12 protein-coding genes are annotated in these 20,090 nt (G+C 69.4%); 3 read left to right on the top strand and 9 right to left on the bottom strand.

What is annotated here, in order from left to right; all coding sequences use genetic code 11:
* Window positions 1–69: 69 nt before the first annotated feature.
* Both U8D42_RS03695 and U8D42_RS03700 read right to left on the bottom strand, forming a co-directional pair.
* Complete coding sequence (locus U8D42_RS03695) at window positions 70–3,804, bottom strand: multifunctional oxoglutarate decarboxylase/oxoglutarate dehydrogenase thiamine pyrophosphate-binding subunit/dihydrolipoyllysine-residue succinyltransferase subunit (protein ID WP_322859189.1); 3,735 nt, start codon at window positions 3,802–3,804, stop codon at window positions 70–72.
* A gap of 192 nt (window positions 3,805–3,996) precedes the next feature.
* Window positions 3,997–4,773: a hypothetical protein gene (locus U8D42_RS03700; protein ID WP_322859188.1), complete on the bottom strand. Its 777-nt coding sequence runs from the start codon at window positions 4,771–4,773 to the stop codon at window positions 3,997–3,999.
* Between the two features lie 222 nt (window positions 4,774–4,995).
* Here U8D42_RS03700 and U8D42_RS03705 point away from each other — a divergent pair, with 222 nt between their 5' ends.
* Entirely contained in the window at window positions 4,996–6,930 is a 1,935-nt protein-coding gene (locus tag U8D42_RS03705) for an MFS transporter (RefSeq protein ID WP_322859187.1), read from the top strand.
* Window positions 6,931–6,949: 19 nt separating this feature from the next.
* On the opposite strand, the gene U8D42_RS03710 is transcribed toward U8D42_RS03705, so the two are convergent.
* Together U8D42_RS03710 and U8D42_RS03715 are read right to left on the bottom strand one after the other, a co-directional pair.
* Window positions 6,950–10,357, bottom strand: a complete 3,408-nt coding sequence (locus U8D42_RS03710) for a TM0106 family RecB-like putative nuclease (protein ID WP_322859186.1) — start codon at window positions 10,355–10,357, stop codon at window positions 6,950–6,952.
* Between the two features lie 44 nt (window positions 10,358–10,401).
* Window positions 10,402–10,998: an LppP/LprE family lipoprotein gene (locus U8D42_RS03715; protein ID WP_322859480.1), complete on the bottom strand. Its 597-nt coding sequence runs from the start codon at window positions 10,996–10,998 to the stop codon at window positions 10,402–10,404.
* A gap of 142 nt (window positions 10,999–11,140) precedes the next feature.
* On the opposite strand from U8D42_RS03715, the gene U8D42_RS03720 reads away from it, so the two are divergent.
* Both U8D42_RS03720 and U8D42_RS03725 read left to right on the top strand, forming a co-directional pair.
* Complete coding sequence (locus tag U8D42_RS03720) at window positions 11,141–12,841, top strand: DEAD/DEAH box helicase (protein WP_090421042.1); 1,701 nt, start codon at window positions 11,141–11,143, stop codon at window positions 12,839–12,841.
* Window positions 12,838–13,980 carry an acyltransferase family protein gene (locus U8D42_RS03725; RefSeq protein ID WP_085241567.1) on the top strand — a complete coding sequence of 381 codons (1,143 nt, stop codon included), beginning with the start codon at window positions 12,838–12,840 and terminating at the stop codon, window positions 13,978–13,980. The genes U8D42_RS03720 and U8D42_RS03725 overlap by 4 nt, the downstream gene beginning before the upstream one ends.
* 35 nt (window positions 13,981–14,015) lie before the next feature.
* On the opposite strand, the gene U8D42_RS03730 is transcribed toward U8D42_RS03725, so the two are convergent.
* The 5 genes from U8D42_RS03730 to U8D42_RS03750 form a co-directional block, all read right to left on the bottom strand.
* On the bottom strand, window positions 14,016–15,362 hold the full coding sequence (locus U8D42_RS03730) for a cation:proton antiporter (protein WP_322859185.1): 1,347 nt from the start codon (window positions 15,360–15,362) through the stop codon (window positions 14,016–14,018).
* 115 nt (window positions 15,363–15,477) lie between these two features.
* A complete protein-coding gene (locus U8D42_RS03735; protein ID WP_322859184.1) occupies window positions 15,478–16,056 on the bottom strand; it encodes a TetR/AcrR family transcriptional regulator in 579 nt (192 codons plus the stop codon).
* On the bottom strand, window positions 16,056–17,297 hold the full coding sequence (locus tag U8D42_RS03740; protein ID WP_322859183.1) for a cytochrome P450: 1,242 nt from the start codon (window positions 17,295–17,297) through the stop codon (window positions 16,056–16,058). Before U8D42_RS03740 ends, U8D42_RS03735 begins: the two co-directional genes overlap by 1 nt.
* An 87-nt stretch (window positions 17,298–17,384) precedes the next feature.
* Complete coding sequence (locus U8D42_RS03745; protein WP_322859182.1) at window positions 17,385–18,752, bottom strand: FAD-binding oxidoreductase; 1,368 nt, start codon at window positions 18,750–18,752, stop codon at window positions 17,385–17,387.
* Window positions 18,753–18,763: 11 nt separating this feature from the next.
* A complete protein-coding gene (locus tag U8D42_RS03750) occupies window positions 18,764–20,011 on the bottom strand; it encodes an MFS transporter (RefSeq protein WP_322859181.1) in 1,248 nt (415 codons plus the stop codon).
* Between the last annotated feature and the right edge of the window lie 79 nt (window positions 20,012–20,090).

A 20,090-nucleotide genomic window follows, 5' to 3' on the forward strand; every position in this document is an offset into this window, starting at 1 on the left:
GTCGGCCCCCGTTGCGTCGAGGCTAGCCGGTACCGGCGGTCCCCCGTATCGGTGGGTGGGGCGACGCGATCAGCGGAACGCCGTGTCGAGGATCTCCTGCTGCTCGACCGCGTGCACCTTCGACGAACCCGACGACGGGGCCGACATGGCCCGCCGCGAGATGCGCTTGAGTCCGGTCAGCTTGTCGGGCAGCAGCTCCGGGAGCTCGAGGCCGAACCGCGGCCACGCGCCCTGGTTGGCCGGCTCCTCCTGCACCCAGAAGAACTCCTCGGCGCTGGGGTAGCGGTCCAGCGTCTCGTTGAGCCGGCGCTTGGGCAGCGGGGCGAGCTGCTCGATGCGCACGATCGCGACGTCGTCGCGGTTGTCCTTGGCCTTGCGCGCCACCAGCTCGTAGTAGATCTTCCCGCTGGTCAGCAGGATCCGCCTGACCTTGCTCCGGTCCCCGATGCCGTCCTCGTAGGTCGGCTCCTCGAGCACCGAGCGGAACTTGATCTCGGTGAAGTCCCTGACGTCGCTGACGGCGGCCTTGTTGCGCAGCATCGACTTCGGCGTGAACACGATCAGCGGCCGCTGCACCCCGTCGAGGGCGTGGCGGCGCAGCAGGTGGAAATAGTTGGACGGCGTCGACGGCATCGCGATCGTCATCGAACCCTCCGCCCACAGCTGCAGGAAGCGTTCGATGCGGCCGGAGGTGTGGTCGGGGCCCTGGCCTTCGTGGCCGTGCGGCAGCAGCAGCACCACGTTGGACAGCTGGCCCCATTTGGCCTCGCCGGAGCTGATGAACTCGTCGATGATCGACTGCGCGCCGTTGACGAAGTCGCCGAACTGCGCCTCCCACAGCACCAGGGCGTCCGGGTTACCCACGGTGTAGCCGTATTCGAAGCCGACGGCGGCGTACTCGGACAGCGGGGAGTCGTAGACCAGGAACTTGCCCCCGGTGGGCGTGCCGTCGGGGTTGGTCGCCAGCAGTTGCAGCGGCGTGAACTCTTCGCCGGTGTGGCGGTCGATGATCACCGAATGCCGCTGGGAGAAGGTGCCGCGGCGGGTGTCCTGGCCCGACAGCCGGACCAGCTTGCCCTCGGCCACCAGCGAACCGAGCGCCAGCAGCTCGCCGAACGCCCAGTCGATCTTGCCCTCGTAGGCCATCTCCCGCCGCTTTTCCAGCACGGGTTGCACGCGGGGGTGTGGGCTGAAACCCTCGGGCACGGCGAGGAACGCGTCCCCGATCCGGGACAGCAACGCCTTGTCCACGGCCGTGGACAGGCCCGCGGGCAGCATCTGGTCGGCTTCGACCGATGCGCTGGGCTGCACGCCGTGCTTCTCCAGGTCCCGGACCTCGTTGAACACCCGCTCCAGCTGCCCCTGGTAGTCGCGCAGCGCGTCCTCGGCCTCCTTCAGCGAGATGTCGCCGCGGCCGATCAGCGCTTCGGTGTAGCTCTTGCGGACCCCGCGCTTGATGTCGACGACGTCGTACATCGCGGGGTTGGTCATCGACGGGTCGTCGCCCTCGTTGTGGCCGCGCTTGCGGTAGCACAGCATGTCGATGACGACGTCCTTCTTGAACTTCTGCCGGAAGTCGACGGCCAGCTTCGCCACCCACACGCAGGCCTCGGGGTCGTCGCCGTTGACGTGGAAGATCGGCGCCCCGATCATCTTGGCGACGTCGGTGCAGTACTCGCTGGATCGCGAATACTCCGGTGCGGTGGTGAAGCCGATCTGGTTGTTGACGATGATGTGGATGGTGCCGCCGACCCGGTAACCGGGCAGGTCCGCCATGTTGAGCGTCTCGGCGACGATGCCCTGGCCGGCGAAGGCGGCGTCACCGTGCATCATCATCGGCACCACCGAGAAGGCCTTCTCGCCCCCGTCGTCGTGGGCGCCGTGGTTCAGCAGGTCCTGCTTGGCCCGGACCAGGCCCTCGAGCACCGGGTCCACGGCCTCGAGGTGCGAGGGGTTGGCGGTCAACGAGACCTGAATGTCGTTGTCGCCGAACATCTGCAGGTACACGCCGGTGGCGCCGAGGTGGTACTTGACGTCCCCGGAGCCGTGGGCCTGCGACGGGTTGAGGTTGCCCTCGAACTCGGAAAAGATCTGGGAGTACGGCTTTCCGACGATGTTGGCCAGGACGTTGAGCCGGCCGCGGTGCGGCATCCCGATGACCACTTCGTCGAGGCCGTGCTCGGCGCACTGGTCGATCGCCGCGTCCATCATCGGGATCACGCTTTCCGCGCCTTCCAGCGAAAAGCGTTTCTGCCCAACGTATTTGGTTTGCAGGAAGGTCTCGAACGCCTCGGCGGCGTTGAGCTTACTCAGGATGAACTTCTGCTCGGCCACCGTGGGCTTGACGTGCTTGGTCTCGACGCGCTGCTGCAGCCACTCCTGCTGCGAGGGCTCGAGGATGTGGGTGTATTCCACCCCGATGTGGCGGCAGTAGGCGTCGCGCAGCAGGCCCAGCACGTCGCGCAGCTTCTTGTATTCGCAGCCGGCGAAGCCGTTGACCTTGAACACCCGGTCGAGGTCCCACAGCGTCAGGCCGTGGTTGAGGATCTCCAGGTCGGGGTGGCTGCGGAATCGGCTGCCGTCCATCCGCAGCGGGTCGATGTCGGCCATCAGGTGGCCGCGGTTGCGGTAGGCGGCGATCAACTCCATCACCCGGGCGGTCTTGTCGACGATCGAGTCCGGGTTGTCGGTGCTCCACCGCACCGGCAGGTACGGGTTGCCCAGTTCACGGAAGATGTCGTCCCAGAACGCGTCCGACAACAGCATCTCGTGGATGGTGCGCAGGAAGTCGCCGGATTCCGCGCCCTGGATGATGCGGTGGTCATAGGTGGAGGTCAGCGTGATCAGCTTGCCGATGCCCAGTTCCGCGATGCGTTCCTCGCTGGCGCCCTGGAACTCGGCGGGGTATTCCATGGCGCCGACACCGATGATGGCGCCCTGGCCGTTCATCAGCCGCGGCACCGAGTGCACGGTGCCGATGGTGCCGGGATTGGTCAGCGAAATGGTCACGCCCGCAAAGTCTTCGGCGGTCAGCTTGCCGTCGCGGGCGCGGCGGACGATGTCCTCGTAGGCGGTGACGAACTGCGCGAACCGCATGGTTTCGCAGGCCTTGATGCCGGCCACCACCAGCGAGCGCTTGCCGTCTTTGCCCTGCAGGTCGATGGCCAGGCCCAGGTTGGTGTGCGCCGGGGTGACCGCCGTCGGCTTGCCGTCGATCTCGGCGTAGTGCCGATTCATGTTGGGGAATTGCTTGACAGCCTGCACCAGCGCGTAACCCAGCAGGTGGGTGAAGGAGATCTTGCCGCCGCGGGTGCGCTTGAGCTGGTTGTTGATGACGATCCGGTTGTCGATGAGCAGTTTGGCCGGAATCGCGCGGACGCTGGTGGCGGTCGGCACGTCCAGCGAGGCGGACATGTTCTTGACGACCGCGGCCGCGGCGCCGCGCAGCGTCTGCAACTCGTCGCCTTCGGCCGGCGAGGGAGTCGGGGCCTTGGCTTTGGCCGGCGCCGCCGTGGGGGCCGGGGCGCCGTTTCCGGCGGCGGGCTTGGCGGGCGGGGCGGGCTGGGCGGGCTGGGCGGGCTGGGGGGACGGCTGGGCGGCCGGCGCCGCCTTTGCCTGCGCGGCGGCCCGGCCGTCAGCGGTGGCGGTGGCGCTCGAGGGCGATTCGCCGGACGGCTCGGGGTTGTAGTCGACCAGGAACTCGTGCCAGCTCGGATCGACCGACGAGGGGTCGTCGCGGAACTTGCGGTACATCTCCTCGACCAGCCACTCGTTTTGCCCGAATGGTGAACTTATGTTGCTCACGACCGCCGTTCGCCTCAATTCCTCTGTCCTGCAAGCGCTTTAAGCAGCTGGTGCGTGGCGCCTGTGCGTTTGTCGACCCCGGATTGTGGAGCACGTCACATCGGTGTCGATGCTCAACCTATCCGCCCTATAAAGGCTAACCTTTCGCCGGCGATTCGCCAGGCAGACGGGGGTAGCTGGGCTGGCGGTTCGCTAGCCGGCTTCGTGGAACGGCGGCACCACGTGCAGGGCGCGGGGCCAGCGCGCCGGAGGGGTGCCGAACGCCCGGTTGGCGTTGCCGACGATCTTCTTGCCGGCGAAATAGTTGCCGACCGCCCCGACGACGATCCCGATGCCCACCGGCAGCAGCTTGCCGAACATCAGGGCGCCGCGGCGCAGGGTGTACCGCTTGACCCACGACTTGAGCAGCCGCGAGTTCAGCCGCGACATCGAGGACAGCGGCACGGCTGCCACGCTCTCGGAGATCCAGCCGCCGTTGGTGCGCGCGGGGCCGAACAGCTGGGCGACCGCGTCCTTGCTGTTGTCGCCGACCAGCACGGACAGCACCAGCGCCCGGCGCCGTTCCCGGTGTTCGGCGGGGACGTCGTGCACCACCGCGACCGCCAGGACGAAGAACGCGGTGGCTTCCAGGAACGTCACCGTCTCAGCGGCGGCAGCGGACAGCGCGCTCAGGGTGCCGATGCCGGGGATGGTCGCCGCCGCGCCCACCGCCATGCCGCTGGCCGTGACCGTGCCGACATACCGCTTCTGCAGCTTGGCCAGGACGTCGGCGGGGGTGCTGCTCGGGTGGGCGTTGCGCAGCCGGGACACGTAGGCCTCGGCCGCCGGGCCCTGGATCCGCGAGCTTCGCTCGATGACCTGGGCCAATGCCCGCGCGGACACCTTGGGCCGGCCGTCGGTGGGCGGCTCCTGATCCGCATGCGACATGCTGAAAAATCGGTTCGAAGACCGCTTCCGTCGGGCCCGCATCTTGCCTCTCCTGCGAATGGCGTGCTACCAGGCTAACGTGCCCGCTGCCGAACACCGACCGGACACGAAGCCTTCCGCCTGGTGTACCCAGGATCGGATCCGTGCCCGCCCCCGGTTTCCGCAGCGGCAATAATGCAGGCTGGATGTCGTGACGGTCCGGGCCGGTCGATGAGACCGGGGCGGTGCGGTCGCGCATCGTCGGAGCGGAAACGAGGTGGGCAGATGACCGCGGTGACGCCTCCGTCGGCCGGCGGGATGCGGGGCCCGGCGCACGTCACCAACCGGTGGAACTTCCTCACCCAGAATTCGCCGCATTCCCAGAAGCCCTGGAACGCCCTCTGGGCGATGATGATCGGCTTCTTCATGATCATGGTCGACTCGACCATCGTCGCCATCGCGAACCCGACGATCATGACCAGGCTGCACATCGGCTACGACACCGTGGTGTGGGTGACCAGCGCCTACCTGCTGGGCTATGCGGTCGTGCTGCTGGTGGCCGGTCGGCTCGGTGACCGGTTCGGCCCCAAGAATCTGTACCTGATCGGCCTGGTGGTGTTCACCGTCGCCTCGGTCTGGTGCGGGCTGTCGGGCAGCGCCGCCATGCTGATCTCCGCCCGGGTCGTCCAGGGTGTCGGCGCCGGGCTCCTCACCCCGCAGACCTTGTCGACCATCACCCGGATCTTCCCGCCGGAGCGGCGCGGTGTCGCGGTGAGCCTGTGGGGCGCCACCGCGGGGGCGGCCAGCCTGGTGGGCCCGCTGGTCGGCGGCGTGCTGGTCGACGGGCTGGGGTGGGAGTGGATCTTCTTCGTCAACGTCCCGATCGGCGTGCTCGGACTGGCGCTGGCGTACTGGCTCGTCCCGGTGTTACCCACGCAGTCACACCGGTTCGACGTGGCCGGCGTCGTGCTGTCCGGGGCGGGCATGTTCCTGATCGTGTTCGGGCTGCAGCAGGGCCAGGCTGCGCGCTGGGAACCCTGGATCTGGGCGATGATCGTCGCCGGCATCGGGTTCATGACGGTATTCGTGTTCTGGCAGTCGATGAACACCGACGAGCCGCTGGTTCCCCTGGCGATATTCCGTGACCGTGATTTCGGCCTGTGCAACGCCGGGGTGGCCATCATCTCGTTCGCCGCAACGGGGATGATGCTGCCGCTGACGTTCTATGCGCAGGCCGTGTGCGGGCTGTCGCCGACGCGTTCGGCCCTGCTGATCGCGCCGATGGCGATCGCCAACGGCGTGTTCGCGCCGTTCGTCGGCAGGATGGTCGACAAATACCATCCCCGGCCGGTCCTGGGTTTCGGCTTCTCGGTGCTGGCGATCGCGCTGACCTGGCTCAGCTTCGAGATGGCGCCGGGGACGCCCATCTGGCGGCTGGTGTTGCCGTTCTTCGCGACGGGCGTCGGGATGGCGTTCGTGTGGTCGCCGCTGACCGCCACCGCGACGCGCAACCTGCCGCCACGCCTGGCGGGTGCGGGCTCGGCCGTGTACAACTCCGTCCGACAGCTCGGCGCCGTGCTCGGAAGCGCGGGCATGGCCGCGTTCATGACGGCACGGATCGGCGCCGAGATGCCGCCGCAGCCGTCGGAAGGCGTCGGCGGCGCGGCGCGCGCCGGCCTGCAATTGCCCGGATTCCTGCGCGACCCGTTCGCGGCCGCCATGTCGCAGTCGGTGCTGCTGCCCGCGTTCATCGCGCTGTTCGGGATCGTGGCCGCCCTGTTCTTGGTCGGGTTCGCGCCGTCGGCCAGGGCCGACGGGCCGCCCGAGGCGATCGACGCGATCGACGACGATGACGAGTATGACGACGACGCGTACGTCGAATGCATCCTCGTGCGCGAACCGGAACCCGAGCCGGTGTCCGCGCCGCGCGCGGCCTACGCGCGCGACAGCCGCGAGCCCCCGGGTCGGGTCGCCCAGCCGGCGCCCGTCGACGTGGGGACCGGACCGATCGGACACGCGCACAACGGATCTCATGTCGACACCGGCCGGCGCTTGCGCCCGGTCACCGACCACTCGGAGCGCGCCTACCGGTCCGCGCCGCGGGATCGGCTCGCGCCGCCGGCGGAACGGCAGCAGAACGGTTCGGCGGGAGGCCGGCGTCACCGCCGCGATCCCGATGATGACCCGATTGGCGGCGGCCGCCACTCGTCCGGCAGCTAGGGCGGGCCGGCGCCGGCCGTCAGGTCGGCTCGGTCAACGCCAGAAACGCGCCCAGGTCGGTCAGGCCCGCGGGGGTGGTGGGCAGGTACTCGGTCAGCGACCCCGAACGCACGATGACGGCCGCGTATTGGGCCCGGCTGATGGCGACGTTGAGGCGGTTCCTGTTGAGCAGGAACGAAATCCCGCGCGGTACCACGTCCGCGGAAGATGCCGTCATCGACATGAACACGACCGGCGCCTGCCCGCCCTGGAACTTGTCGACCGTCCCCACCCGGATCCCGCCGAGCCCCGCCGCGGTCAGCCGTCGGCGCAGCAGCGCCACCTGGGCGTTGTAAGGCGCCAGCACCAACACGTCGGAGGCGGTCAGCGGCCGGGTACCGTGCTCGTCGGTCCACGGCGCGCCGAGCATGCGACCGATCTCCACGGCGATCGCGTCGGCCTCCTGAAGGCTCTCCGTCGAGTTGCCGTGGTGTCCGACGACGAGCGTCTGAACGCCGGGCCGGTATCCGGCGAGGTGCCGGGCGGCGGCGCACTCGTGGGAATGCAGCCTGCCCTCGTAGGACAGCGCCGAGACCGCGGCGCAGACCGCCGGGTGCATGCGGTACGAGCGGTCCAGGAAGTAGCCGCGTTCGTCGGGCAGGGTGCGCTGGCCGTCCACCAGCCAGTCGAGCGCCGACGTGTCGACCGGGTCGGGATGGGTTCCCTGGCTGACCTGCGGCAGCTGTTGAGGGTCGCCGAGCAGCACCAGGCTGGCGGCCGCGGGCGCGACCGCAATGGTGTTCGCCAGACAGAACTGGCCCGCCTCGTCGATCACCAATAGGTCGAGGCTGCCCGGCGGTATCCGGTTGGCGTTGGCGAAATCCCACGCCGTCCCGCCCACCACGCAACCCGCGGTGTCGGCGATGAACGCGGTGTAACCGCTGCCGTCGACCTCCCGCCAGCGCGGCGCGCCGTGGTCGTTACGTTTCTTCGCGACTCGCGCCGGGTCCAGCCCGGCGTCGATGACGCAGTCCAGCAGGTTCTCCACCGTGGCATGCGATTGCGCCACCACGCCGATGCGCCAGCCGTGGTCGGTTACCAGCCGCTGGATGACGCGGGCGGCGGTGTGCGTCTTGCCGGTGCCCGGCGGCCCATGCACCGCCAGGTAGGAGGAGTCCAGATCCAGCACGGCGGCGGCGATGTCGGAGACCGCGTCGGCGCCACGGGGCAGCGCGTCGCCGCTGCGGGTGCGCGGCGCGCGGCGCAGCAGGATGTCCACGACCGCGCTGCGGGGCAGCTGCGGCAAGCCGGTCGCGACGGCGGCGGCGGAGGCCTCGATCGACTCCCGCAGTGCGGTCGTGGGGATCGGCGGTCCGGGGGTGAGGGCGAACGGCAGCTGATGAAATGGCTTGCCGTCGTTGCCCACTCGTTCGACGATGGTCACCTCGGTGGGCAGCGCCGGATCGTCGGTCTCGACCACCCTGGCGCGTCCGGCCGCCCGCCGATCGGGATCGTCGGACATCCCGGGCGGGGCCGGGGGGTCATAGAGCGCGAAGACGTCGGCCATCAACTCGCCGCGCGCCAACCCGCCCCGCAGTCGCACCCGTCGCTGCGGCTTGCGAGCGCGGGGCGGGACGTTCCAGTCCACGCTCACCGACGCGTGCTCGGCGATGAAGACGTCGGTGTCGTCCGCCCACTCTTCGACGGGGAAGTTGAGGCGGTCGAAGTGCGCCCACCAGAACGGTTTGTCCTCGCGCCGGTGGTAGCCGCGCGCGGCGGCCAGCAACGCCACGGCCGTCTGCTCCGGCGTGCGCTGACCGACGGCCGCGTCACCGGTGAACGTCGACAAGGCCACCGCCAGCTGGTCACGGTCTTCGACGGTGTTGCCGTCCCGGACGGGCTGGGCGCCGACCGGTACCACGCCGGATTCGTAGGCCCGCAACATCAACCAGTTGCGCAGCTCCTGGGTCGAGCGGCAGTCGTAGTGGTTGTAGTCCTCGATCTCCTTGAGCACGGAGGCGGCTTCATCGCCGCGGCCGTCGGCCTGCAGGTCGCAATAGCGGGCGTAGGAGGTGATCGAACCGGTGGCGGTGGTGACGTCGCCGGCCCGCAGCTGCGCGCCCATGTAGAGCGGTTCGAGCGCCTTGAGGCTGAACGACTCCGCGCCCACGCGAATGCTCTTGCGCACCAAGGGGTAGAGGTCGACCAGCGTTCCGGTGCGCAGCAGTTCGTCGACCTGATCCTCGCCGACGCCGTAGCGGCCGGCGAGCCGCAGCAACGCGGTCTTCTCGTACGGCGCGTAGTGGTAGATGTGCATGTTGGGCCGGCGCTTGCGGCGCTTGGCGACCATGGTCAGGAAATCGCCGAGGGCCTTGCGCTCGTCCACCCGGTTGTGCGCCCACAGCGGGCGGAACGCGCCGGCGGGCCCGGCCTCCAGGACCCCGAACAGGTATTCCAGACCCCAGTCCTTCCCGTCGACCGTCCACAGCGGGTCGCCCTCGAAGTCGAAGAACAGGTCGCCAGGGTCCGGTTCGGGCAGCAGCGTCAGCGGCTGGGGGTCGACGATCTCGAAAAGCGGTGTGCCGGTTTCACGTTGGCGGACCTGGAGCTTCGCTTGGGCGGTCAGCTTGCCGACCGCGGCGGGTGCGAGGTCCGGCACGGGACCGGCATGCCCCGCCAGTGCGGGCACCGTGGTGATCCCGGCGTCGATCAGCTTGTCCCGCTGGCCCACCCGCATGCCGGCGACCAGCAGCAGGTCGTTGGCGGCGCGTAGCTGCTCGGTGCACAACGCACAACGGAGACAGGCGTCGACGCCCTCGTCGTCCCAGCGGACCGCGGTGCCGCCGGCGTGGTGCTCATCGAGGAGCCGCTGCAGTCGCGCGCGCTGGGAGCGGTAGACCGGGATGAGCTCGCGGACGCGGTAGCGGGCGGCGGTCCCGTCGCCCAGGTGCAGTTCGGCCTCGGGCGCCACCGGGACCCCCGAGGCGGCCAGCGCGTCGGCGTAGGCGGCGAGCTGCAACAGCGCGGTGACATTGGCCGAACGGGCCAGCTTGGTGTCGACGACCCGGTACTGCTCGTCATCTCGAACCAGGAAGTCGGCGAAGCCGACGAAGCGGCCGTCGAACATCGCCGCCTGATACACCACGGGTGCGCCGCCCGCGATGGCGCGCCGGGTCGCTTCGCTGGCCGCCGCGAAGCCTGCGGGCGTGTAGGCCGGGCGGCCGATGACCGCGACGCCGCTGCCGAACTCGCCGCGCAGCCGGTCCAGTTCGCGTCGCTCGTGGTCATTTCCGAGGGCCGCGGTCCGCTCGAGCAGGTCGTCCTCGGCCGGGGCGGCGGGGCCCCAGCCCAGCTTCGCGTCGAAATCGCGCAGCAGCGCGTACTCGCAGCCGGCCGCCGCGGCCAGATCCGACGCGCTGTACACGATGCTGTCGCCGGTGACGAACACAGCAGCAACTGTAGGGGAGGGGACCGACGCAAAGACGGTTCCGGCTAGCGGCCCGGGGCGTTACCGATCAGCTCGACGCCGTTGCCGTTCCAGTGGAACCGCACATCGGTGGTCAACCCGCTGATGCCGCTGGGGTAGGTCAGCGCCACCGTGTCGCCGGTGGTCTGCGCCGCGTCGACGCCGTTGAACCCGTAGGTGTCGGGGACCCCTTGCGGGATGAACTGCCCGAGGTGGAACAGCACCGCCCGGGTGGTGGGGTTGGCGGCGTTGGTGTTGGCCTTAATGATCACCGCCGACAGCTGGGCGCACTGGTTGTAGTTGCCGGCCAGCGGCTCCGGGTTCCAGCCTTGCTGGCTGCGCGGATCGCGCGGCAGCTCGGAGACCACCTTCGCGATGGTGGGCGAGGCGAGGTTGACCGCGCACGGGTCGGCCGGCGGGGCACTGCTGCCGGGCGCGGCGGCGCCGGAGGGCAGGGCCGGTGCGGTGATGGACGGGGTCTCGGTGGTCGTCGCAGCCTGCGGCGTCTTCGCGACCGTGGAGTCCCCCGACCCACAGCCGGTCAACGTCATGGCGACCAACGCGACGGCGGCGGAGCCGGTCAGTGGCTCGGTACGGCGGGGTAGCGACCACACATCGGGCACCGTACCGAAATCGCGCGCGCAGGTGTGACAGGCACGGCCGGGCCGGGCTGTGCTCATGATCACGGACCCGCAGCGCTCAGGCCCTGGCAAGCGGGCGGTTCCCCCACCGCTGCGCGCGCGATCACCACTAGACTCCCTGGCGATGACCACTCCGGACAGCTCGCCCGAGGCTGCCTCTCCGACGTTTGCCGACCTGCAGATCCACCCCTCGGTCCTGCGGGCGATCGCCGACGTGGGTTACGAGTCACCGACGGGCATCCAGGCCGCCACCATCCCGGCGCTGATGGCGGGCTCGGACGTCGTCGGGCTGGCGCAGACCGGCACCGGCAAGACGGCGGCGTTCGCGATCCCGATCCTGTCCAAGATCGACGTCACCAGCACCGCGACCCAGGCGCTGGTGCTGGCGCCCACCCGGGAGCTGGCCCTGCAGGTGGCCGAGGCGTTCAGCCGCTACGGGGCCCATCTGCCGAAGGTCAACGTGCTGCCGATCTACGGCGGCTCGTCGTACAGCGTGCAGCTGGCCGGCCTGAGACGCGGCGCGCAGGTGGTGGTGGGGACCCCGGGCCGGGTCATCGACCATCTCGAACGCGGGACGCTGGACCTGTCGCGGGTGGACTACCTGGTGCTCGACGAGGCCGACGAGATGCTCACCATGGGCTTCGCCGAGGACGTCGAACGCATCCTGGCCGACACCCCCGAGTACAAGCAGGTCGCCCTCTTCTCGGCGACCATGCCGCCCGCGATCCGCAAGCTGACCACCAAGTACCTGCACGACCCGTTCGAGGTCACCTCCAAGGCCAAAACCGCCACCGCGGAGAACATTTCGCAGCGCTACATCCAGGTCGCCGGGCCCCGCAAAATGGACGCGCTGACCCGCGTCCTCGAGGTGGAGCCGTTCGAGGCGATGATCGTGTTCGTCCGGACCAAGCAGGCCACCGAGGAAGTGGCGGAAAAGCTCAGGGCCCGAGGTTTTTCCGCGGCGGCCATCAACGGTGACATCCCCCAGGGGCAGCGGGAACGGACCGTCGCCGCGCTGAAGGACGGCGGCATCGACATCCTGGTCGCCACCGATGTGGCCGCGCGCGGGCTCGACGTGGAGCGCATATCGCATGTGCTCAACTACGACATCCCGCACGACACCGAGTCCTACGTGCACCGCATCGGCCGCACCGGCCGGGCCGGGCGTTCGGGGACCGCGCTGCTGTTCGTTTCGCCGCGGGAGCGCCACCTGCTCAAGGCGATCGAGAAGGCGACGCGGCAAACGCTCACCGAGGCGGAGTTGCCCACCGTCGAGGACGTCAACGCCCAGCGGGTGGCCAAGTTCGCCGATTCCATCACCGCCGCGCTGGGCCGTCCGGGGATCGACCTGTTCCGCAAGCTGGTCGAGGACTATGAGCGCGAGCACGATGTCCCGTTGGCCGACATCGCGGCCGCGCTGGCGCTGCACTCCCGCGACGGCGAAGAGTTCCTGATGGCGCCCGAGCCGCCGCGCGAGCGGCGCGAGCGGCACGTCGAACATCGCGAGCGTCCCGAACGGCCCAGGCACACAAGGTCTTTCACTACCTACCGCATCGCGGTGGGTAAACGGCACAAGGTCGGCCCGGGCGCGATCGTGGGCGCGATCGCCAACGAGGGCGGCCTGCATCGCAGCGATTTCGGGCACATCGCCATCGGCCCGGACTTCTCGCTGGTGGAGCTGCCGGCCAAACTGTCCCCGTCGACGCTGAAGAAGCTCGAGCGCACCCGCATCTCCGGGGTGCTGATCAACCTTCAGCCGGATCGGTCGGCGACCAAGCCGCGCGGCCGTGACGGCGGGAAGCCGCGCAGGAAACACCCCGGATGACCCTGTCCGAAGAACAAGACGCCCAGGGCGGGCTCGAGCAGACCGCCCACGTCGACCGGGTGGCGTCGCTGACCGGAATACGCGCCGTCGCCGCCCTGCTCGTCGTCGGCACGCACGCGGCCTACAGCACCGGCAAGTACACCCACGGCTATTGGGGCCTGGTCGGCTCCCGCATGGAGATCGGCGTGCCGATGTTCTTCGTGTTGTCCGGCTTCCTGCTGTTCCGTCCGTGGCTGAAATCCGCCGCCACCGGAGCGCCACCGCCGTCGCTGAGTCGCTATGCGTGGCACCGGGTTCGGCGCATCATGCCGGCCTACGTCATCACCGTGCTGTTCGCGTACGTGCTTTACCACTTCCGGCAGGCGGGACCCAACCCCGGGCACACGTGGCTGGGACTGGTGCGCAACCTGACGCTGACCCAGATCTACTGCAACGGGTACCTGGGTAAGTACCTGCATCAGGGGCTGACCCAGATGTGGAGCCTCGCGGTGGAGGCGTCGTTCTACGTGCTGCTGCCGCTGCTGGCATACCTGCTGTTGGTGGTCCTCTGCCGCCGGCGCTGGCAGCCCCGGCTCGTGCTGGGTGCGTTGGCCGGGTTGACGTTGGTCAGCCCGGCCTGGCTGGTCCTGGTCCACACCGACCACTGGTTTCCCGACGGCGCGCGGCTGTGGCTGCCGACCTACCTGGCCTGGTTCCTCGCCGGGATGATTTTGGCCGTCCTGCAGGCGATGGGTGTCCGCGGTTACGCCTTCGTGGCCATACCGCTGGCCGTCGTCTGCTATTTCATCGTCTCGACGCCCATCGCCGGCGCGCCGACCACCTCGCCGGCGACGCTGAGCGAGGCCCTGTTCAAGACCTGCTTCTACGCGGTGATCGCCGCGCTCACGGTGGCGCCACTGGCCCTGGGGGATCAGGGCTGGTATTGGCGGCTGCTGGCGACCCGGCCGATGGTCTGGCTGGGAGAGATCTCCTACGAGATCTTTCTGATCCACCTGATCACCATGGAGTTCGCCATGGTCTACATCGTTCGCGCCCACGTTTACACCGGCTCGATGCTGTACCTGTTTGTCGCGACGATGGTGCTGACGATCCCGTTGGCCTGGCTGCTGCACCGCTTCACCCGCGTTCGGCAGATCTAGCTGCCCCTCCCACGACACACAGGGTTGAGGTCCCCTCAGTCCTTGCCCTGAGCCTGCTTTGCCGGCTCCAGCCACTTGGACTGCGCGGCCTCGCGCAGTCGCTCCTCGGCGTTGGCGTCGACCCCGGCCATCGCCCGGCGCAGCAGGGGTGGGGCCATCAGCGAGGTGATAATCGCGACCAGCACGATCGCCGTGTAGGTGGCGCTGCTGATCACGCCGAGCCGCAGGCCGACCAGTGCGACGACGACCTCGACCACACCACGGGCGTTCATGCCGGCGCCGAGCGCCAGGCCCTCACGCCGGGTGAGCCGGGAGCTGCGGGCGCCGATGTAGGCGCCGGCGAACTTGCCGATGATCGCGATGGCCAATACGACCACGGCGGCCGACGCCACCGACGGGTTGGCCAGTGCGGTCAGATCCATCCGCAGGCCCGCGGTTGCCAGGAATATCGGCGCGAACACCCACATCACGCTGGTGCGCAACGAGGCCAGCCGGGCGGGCTCCCCGGCGCCGGGGGCGCCGACGAGCACGCCGGCGACGAACGCGCCGAAGACCGCCTCGAGGCCGAGCGACTGGGTGATCGAGGCGCCGGCGATGATCACCAGGACGGCGGTGACCACGGACGCGCCGGAGTCGCTGCTGCGTCCCGCGAGCCGGAACGCCCGGCGCACCAGCGGGCGGCCCGCGAGCGCGGCGAGCACGACGAAGGCGATCAGCAAGCCGACGGACAGGGTGACTTTCCAGCCGTGCACGCCGCCCACGGCCATCGCGGACACGACGGAGAGCAGGAACCAGCCGACCGCGTCGTCCACCATGCCGGCGGTCAGAATGAGCTGGCCGGTGTCGCGGTGGGTGAGGTTCAGGTCGGCCAGCGTCTTGGCGATCACCGGGATGGCGCTGACGCACATGGCGACGCCGAGGAACATCGCGAACGTCGGCCGCGTGGTTGAGCCGGCCATCATGGTGGCGGGCAGCAGGAATGCGACGCCGATGCCGAGCGCCAGCGGGACGAGCAGACCGGCAAGGCTGACCTTCACCGCGGTGGCGCCACGCCGGCGGAGGCTCTTCAGGTCGAGGTGCGCGCCGGTGATTCCGACCAGCAGCAGCACGCCGACCTGGCCGACGACGTCGAGCAGGTGCGCCTGCTCGGTCTGCGCTGGGAAGAGCCAATGCTGGATGCCGGGTGCGGCGTGCCCGAGTATGGATGGGCCCAAGACCACGCCGGCCAACAGCTCACCGACGACCGCCGACAGGTTCAGCTTGACCGCGAGCCTGCCGAGCACCGTTGCGAGCAACAGCAGCAGGCCGATCTGCAGCAGGAACACCTGAATCTGGTGTGGGGCGATTTGGGTGTTGGGGACGAACGTGGCCGCCAGGTTCATCGAGCTCTCCGACTCTGAAAGCGGTGGGCACAGAAGTTGCCGAACGAAAGTACCGCGACCTCAGTTTGCTGTCGCGTTGTGTGTCCACTCGCGCCCGGCCCTGCGGCGCAGCGAGCTAGCGACGGACGGCGGCCGGCGTCACGATCGGGACGACGAACTCTTCGATCATCGCCCGCTCGTCGGCGTCGTCTCGACCCGGGAACAGCAGCAGCGACGTGATGACCCGCACCACCCAGCGTGCCCGGCGCTTCACGATGGCGGGGTCTTCGGGCCCGAGCGAGCCGACGAGCGCGGCGGCCAGGGCGGTGATGACCTCGGATCGGCCGGCCACCTCGGCGCCGATCGGCGGCCGGGTGATGGCGAACCACGACGCCAACGCTCGGCTGCCGCGAACCATCCGCAGCGCGGCGGTGATGCTTGCGACCAACCGTTCCCGGGCATCGTCGATGCCGCCGATCTCCTCCCTGATTGCACGTCCGAGCCTGCGGGTCTCGCGATGCACGTAGGCGGTCCGCAGCGCTTCGCGGTTTTCGAAGTACCGGTACAGGGTCGCGCGGGAACAGCCTGCGGCCCTGGCGATTTCGTTCATGCCGATCGAGGCGTGGTCGCGCTCGGTGTAGAGCCGCTCAGCGGCGTCGAGGATGCGGTCCGCGGCCGCTTCGGTGCGGTGCGCGCCCAGCCAGTCGTTCGGCATCAGGACTTCACCCGGATCGGCACCGACACCGGGCGGCGCACATAACTGCCGCCCGACCAGACGATCGCGGACTCGTCGACCTCGAAATCCGGGCAGCGGGAAAGCAGCTCGGTCAGGGCGACCCGGGATTGCATGCGTGCCGCCGCCGCGCCCAGGCAATGGTGGGCGCCGTGGCCGAAGGTCAGGATGTTGCGGGGGCGACGGGTGACGTCGAGTTCGCCGGCGTCCGGCCCGTGTTGGCGCTCGTCTCGATTGGCCGACCCGTACAGTAGCAACGCTTTGCGCCCAGCGGGGATGGTGGTGTCGCCGACCGTCACGTCGCGGGTGGTGGTGCGGGCGAGTCCCTGCACCGGCGAAGTCAACCTGAGCAGCTCCTCGACCGCGTCGGGGATCAACCCCGGATCGTCGACGAGAAGCCGCCGCTGGTCGGGGCGTTGATGCAGCAAAGGCATTGAGCCGCCGAGCATTCCGGTGGTGGTGTCGTTGCCGCCGGTGACCATGGTGAATGTGAACGCCAGCACCGACAGGGTGCCGGTGAGGTCGCCGTCGGCTCCGACACCGGCGGCCACCAGATGGGAGATGGTGTCGTCGGCGGGCTCCGTTCGGCGCCGCTCGATCAAACCGGTGAAGTAGGCCATCATCGATCCGACCGCGTCGCCAACCGTCTCCAGTGCCCCGGCGACGCCGCCTTCGACGGTGTTGGCCGCGACGATCACATCGGTCCACCGGTCGAATTGCGCTCGATCCGCTTCGGGAACGCCCAGGTAGTGGGCGACCACCATCGACGGCAGCGGTTTGAACAGCTCGGTGACGATGTCGCCGCCGCCGGCCGCGCGCAGCCGCTCGATGCGTTCGACGACGAACTCGCGCACCTTGGGTTCCACCGCCTCCACCTGGCGAGGCGTGAAGCCACGCGACACCAGCTTCCGAAATTCGGTGTGCACCGGCGGATCCTGCATCACCATCGGTGGATTGTCCTGCAGACCAATCATTTCGAGGTCACCGTAATTGACCGTCAGCCCCTGCGCGGAGGAGAAGGTCTCGTGGTCGCGCGCCGCGGCCCACACGTCGGCGTGCCGGGACAGCACGTAGTAGTCGTGCTCGGGCCGTCTGGCCGGGACGACGTGGTGCACCGGATCGTGGTCGCGAAGCGCGCGGTACATCGGCCAGGGGTCGGGCCAGGTGTCGGCGGTGGCGAGCTCGAATATGACCGGCGCATTGTGAGACATAACCGCAGTCATGTCTCATTGGTACGACAATGAGACATCAATGTCAATGCTGGGGGGCCTCGGGTGTGCGCGCATTCGCAGACCCGGAAGAAGACGGCGCTAGATGCCCGCGCCCGGGTTCAGGATGCCGTGCGGATCCAGGGCCTGCTTGATGCGCCGGTTGAGATCCATCACCTCGGGGCCGAGGTAGCCGGCCAGCCACGGGCGCTTCAACCGGCCCACGCCGTGCTCGCCGGTGATCGTGCCGCCGAGCCCGACGGCCAGGTCCATGATCTCGCCGAAGGCGAGGTGAGCGCGCTCGGTCATTGCGGAATCCGCGGGGTCGTACACGATCAACGGGTGGGTGTTGCCGTCACCGGCGTGGGCGATCACCGAGATCGTCAGGTCACGCTCGGCGGCGATGCGCGCGATGCCGGTGACCAACCGGCCCAGCGCCGGGAGTGGGACCCCGACATCCTCGAGCAACAGCGATCCCTTCGCCTCGACCGCGGGGATGCAGAACCGGCGGGCGGCGACGAACGCCTCGCCCTCGTCGGCATCGTCGGTCGAAAACACTTCCGTCGCACCGTTTTCGGCGAATACCGCGGCCATGATCTCGGCGTCCTCGGAGCTCGCCCGTCCCCTTTCGTCGGAGCCGGCCACCAGCATGGCGGCCGCGCCCCGGTCCAGGTCCATGCGCAGGGTGTCCTCGACGGCGTTGATGGCGACCGAATCCATGAACTCCAGCATCGACGGGCGGAGCCGGGCGGTGACCCCGAGCACCGCGTCCACGGCGGCCTCCACCGACGCAAACGAGGCCACCACGATGCTGGACGCGTTCTGCTTGGGCACCAGGCGCAGCGTCACCTCGGTGACGACACCCAGCGTGCCCTCGCTGCCGACGAACAGCTTGGTCAGCGAGAGCCCGGCCACGTCCTTCAAACGCGGACCGCCGAGCCGGACCGCGGTGCCGTCGGCCAACACCACCTGCATGCCCAGCACGTAATCGGTGGTGACGCCGTATTTCACGCAACACAGTCCGCCGGCATTGGTGGCGATGTTGCCGCCGATGCTGCAGATCTCGAACGACGAGGGGTCCGGCGGATACCACAGGCCGTGCTCGGCGACGGCCTTCTTGACCTCGGCGTTGAACAGCCCGGGCTGACACACCGCGGTGCGCGTCACCGGATCGACGGCGATATCGCGCATCTTCTCCGTCGACAAGACGATGCCGTCGTCCAGCGCCGTCGCCCCGCCGGACAGGCCGCTACCGGCTCCCCGCGTCACCACCGGCACCCGGTGGGCGGTGGCCCAGCGCAACACCGTCTGCACGTCTTCGGTGCACCGCGGCCGGACCACCGCCAACGGTTTGCCGGCCGACGGGTCGAAGGCGCGGTCCTGGCGGTAGCCCTCGGTGACGGCCGGGTCGGTGACGACCATCCCGTCGGGCAGGCCGGCAATCAGCCCGGCCAGGGCATCTGGGCTCACAGCCTTTGATCCTAGGACCCGGACTCCCCGGCCAGCTCCGGAGCGCGGTCCAATTCGCGCAGCGACGGCAGCCTCACGGCGACCAGCCCGATCATCACGATCGGCACCGCCAACGCCAGGAAGGTGGCCTTGAGCCCGGCGGTGTCGGCCAGGGGTCCGGCCACCAGCAAGCCCAACGGGCCCGCGGCGTACATCAGGCCCGTCATCACCCCGACCACCCGGCCGCGCAGATGGTGCGGCGCGCGGGTTTGCATCACGTAGTTGTAGATCGGCTGGATCGGCCCGTAGACCAGTCCGGTCACCCCGCACAGCGCGAGGATCACCGGCAACGGCGGCAGGAAGGCGATACCGGCCGTCGCGGCGCCGAAGGTGAGGGTCGCCGTCAGCACGGCCGTGCGCCGGCGGGTGCGTTTGGACAGCACCGCATAGCCCAGCGCGCCCACGACGCCCCCGACCCCGAGCGCCATCAGCGCCCAACCCAGCTGGGCGGGCTGGTGCCGGTCGGCGAAGTACTTGGGGAACAGCACGCTTTCCATCGGCAGGTAGAGGGCGGTCACGGCCAGGTCGATCAGGCCGAGCGTCCGCAGCACCCGCAGGTTCCAGACGAACCGCAGCCCTTCGACGATGCCGGACATCAACCCGTCGGGCCGGCTCGCGTGGCGCGGCTTGCCGGCGCCCTCGAGGCGCAGTGCGCCGATCGCCAGGAGGGACAGCCCGAAGCAGCCCGCCGTGACCCACATCGTGTTGATGCCGCCGACCGCGGCGATCATCAAACCGCCGATGCCGGGGCCCAGGATGTAGGCCAGGTTGAGAATGGCCTCGTAGACGCTGTTGGTGCGGTCCAGCGACCAGGCGGCGCGGCCGGCGGCCTCGGGCAGCATGGACTGGCGCGCCGTCGCCCCGGCCGGGTCGAAAGCGGCCGCGCAGAAGGCCAGCACGGCCAGTTCGGCGACGCTGATGGCGTCCGTTCCGAGCAGCCACGCGGTCAGCGGGATGACACTGACCGCCGCGCCGGACAGCGCATCGGAGACGAGCGAGATCCGGCGGCGCCCGAAAAGGTCGACCGCGGTCCCGGCGACCAGGGTGGACAACACGAGTGGCAGCGTCATCGCGGCGGCCACGATGGACGCGTCCTTCGCGCTCTGATGGTGCTGCAACGCCAGCCACGGGAACGCGACTATCGAGATGCCGGTACCGGCCGTCGCCATCAGCGTGGCGAACAGGATCAGAAGCGCCGGGCCGCGGCTCGTATGGCTCATGGGTATTCGGTGCGAACTTAACGGCTGATCCGCGGCGCTACCACCGATTATTCGGGGACTTCAACCGTCGTCCACCGGA

The organism is Mycobacterium europaeum (genome assembly GCF_034555895.2).
Lineage (GTDB): Bacteria > Actinomycetota > Actinomycetes > Mycobacteriales > Mycobacteriaceae > Mycobacterium > Mycobacterium europaeum.

Bases quoted from the DNA above. Each gene is read 5' to 3' on its own strand.
- U8D42_RS03700 (WP_322859188.1), bottom strand. From the start codon at position 4,773: ATGCGGGCCCGACGGAAGCGGTCTTCGAACCGATTTTTCAGCATGTCG.
- U8D42_RS03705 (WP_322859187.1), top strand. From the start codon at position 4,996: ATGACCGCGGTGACGCCTCCGTCGGCCGGCGGGATGCGGGGCCCGGCG.
- U8D42_RS03720 (WP_090421042.1), top strand. From the start codon at position 11,141: ATGACCACTCCGGACAGCTCGCCCGAGGCTGCCTCTCCGACGTTTGCC.
- U8D42_RS03725 (WP_085241567.1), top strand. From the start codon at position 12,838: ATGACCCTGTCCGAAGAACAAGACGCCCAGGGCGGGCTCGAGCAGACC.
- U8D42_RS03730 (WP_322859185.1), bottom strand. From the start codon at position 15,362: ATGAACCTGGCGGCCACGTTCGTCCCCAACACCCAAATCGCCCCACAC.
- U8D42_RS03735 (WP_322859184.1), bottom strand. From the start codon at position 16,056: ATGCCGAACGACTGGCTGGGCGCGCACCGCACCGAAGCGGCCGCGGAC.
- U8D42_RS03740 (WP_322859183.1), bottom strand. From the start codon at position 17,297: ATGACTGCGGTTATGTCTCACAATGCGCCGGTCATATTCGAGCTCGCC.
- U8D42_RS03750 (WP_322859181.1), bottom strand. From the start codon at position 20,011: ATGAGCCATACGAGCCGCGGCCCGGCGCTTCTGATCCTGTTCGCCACG.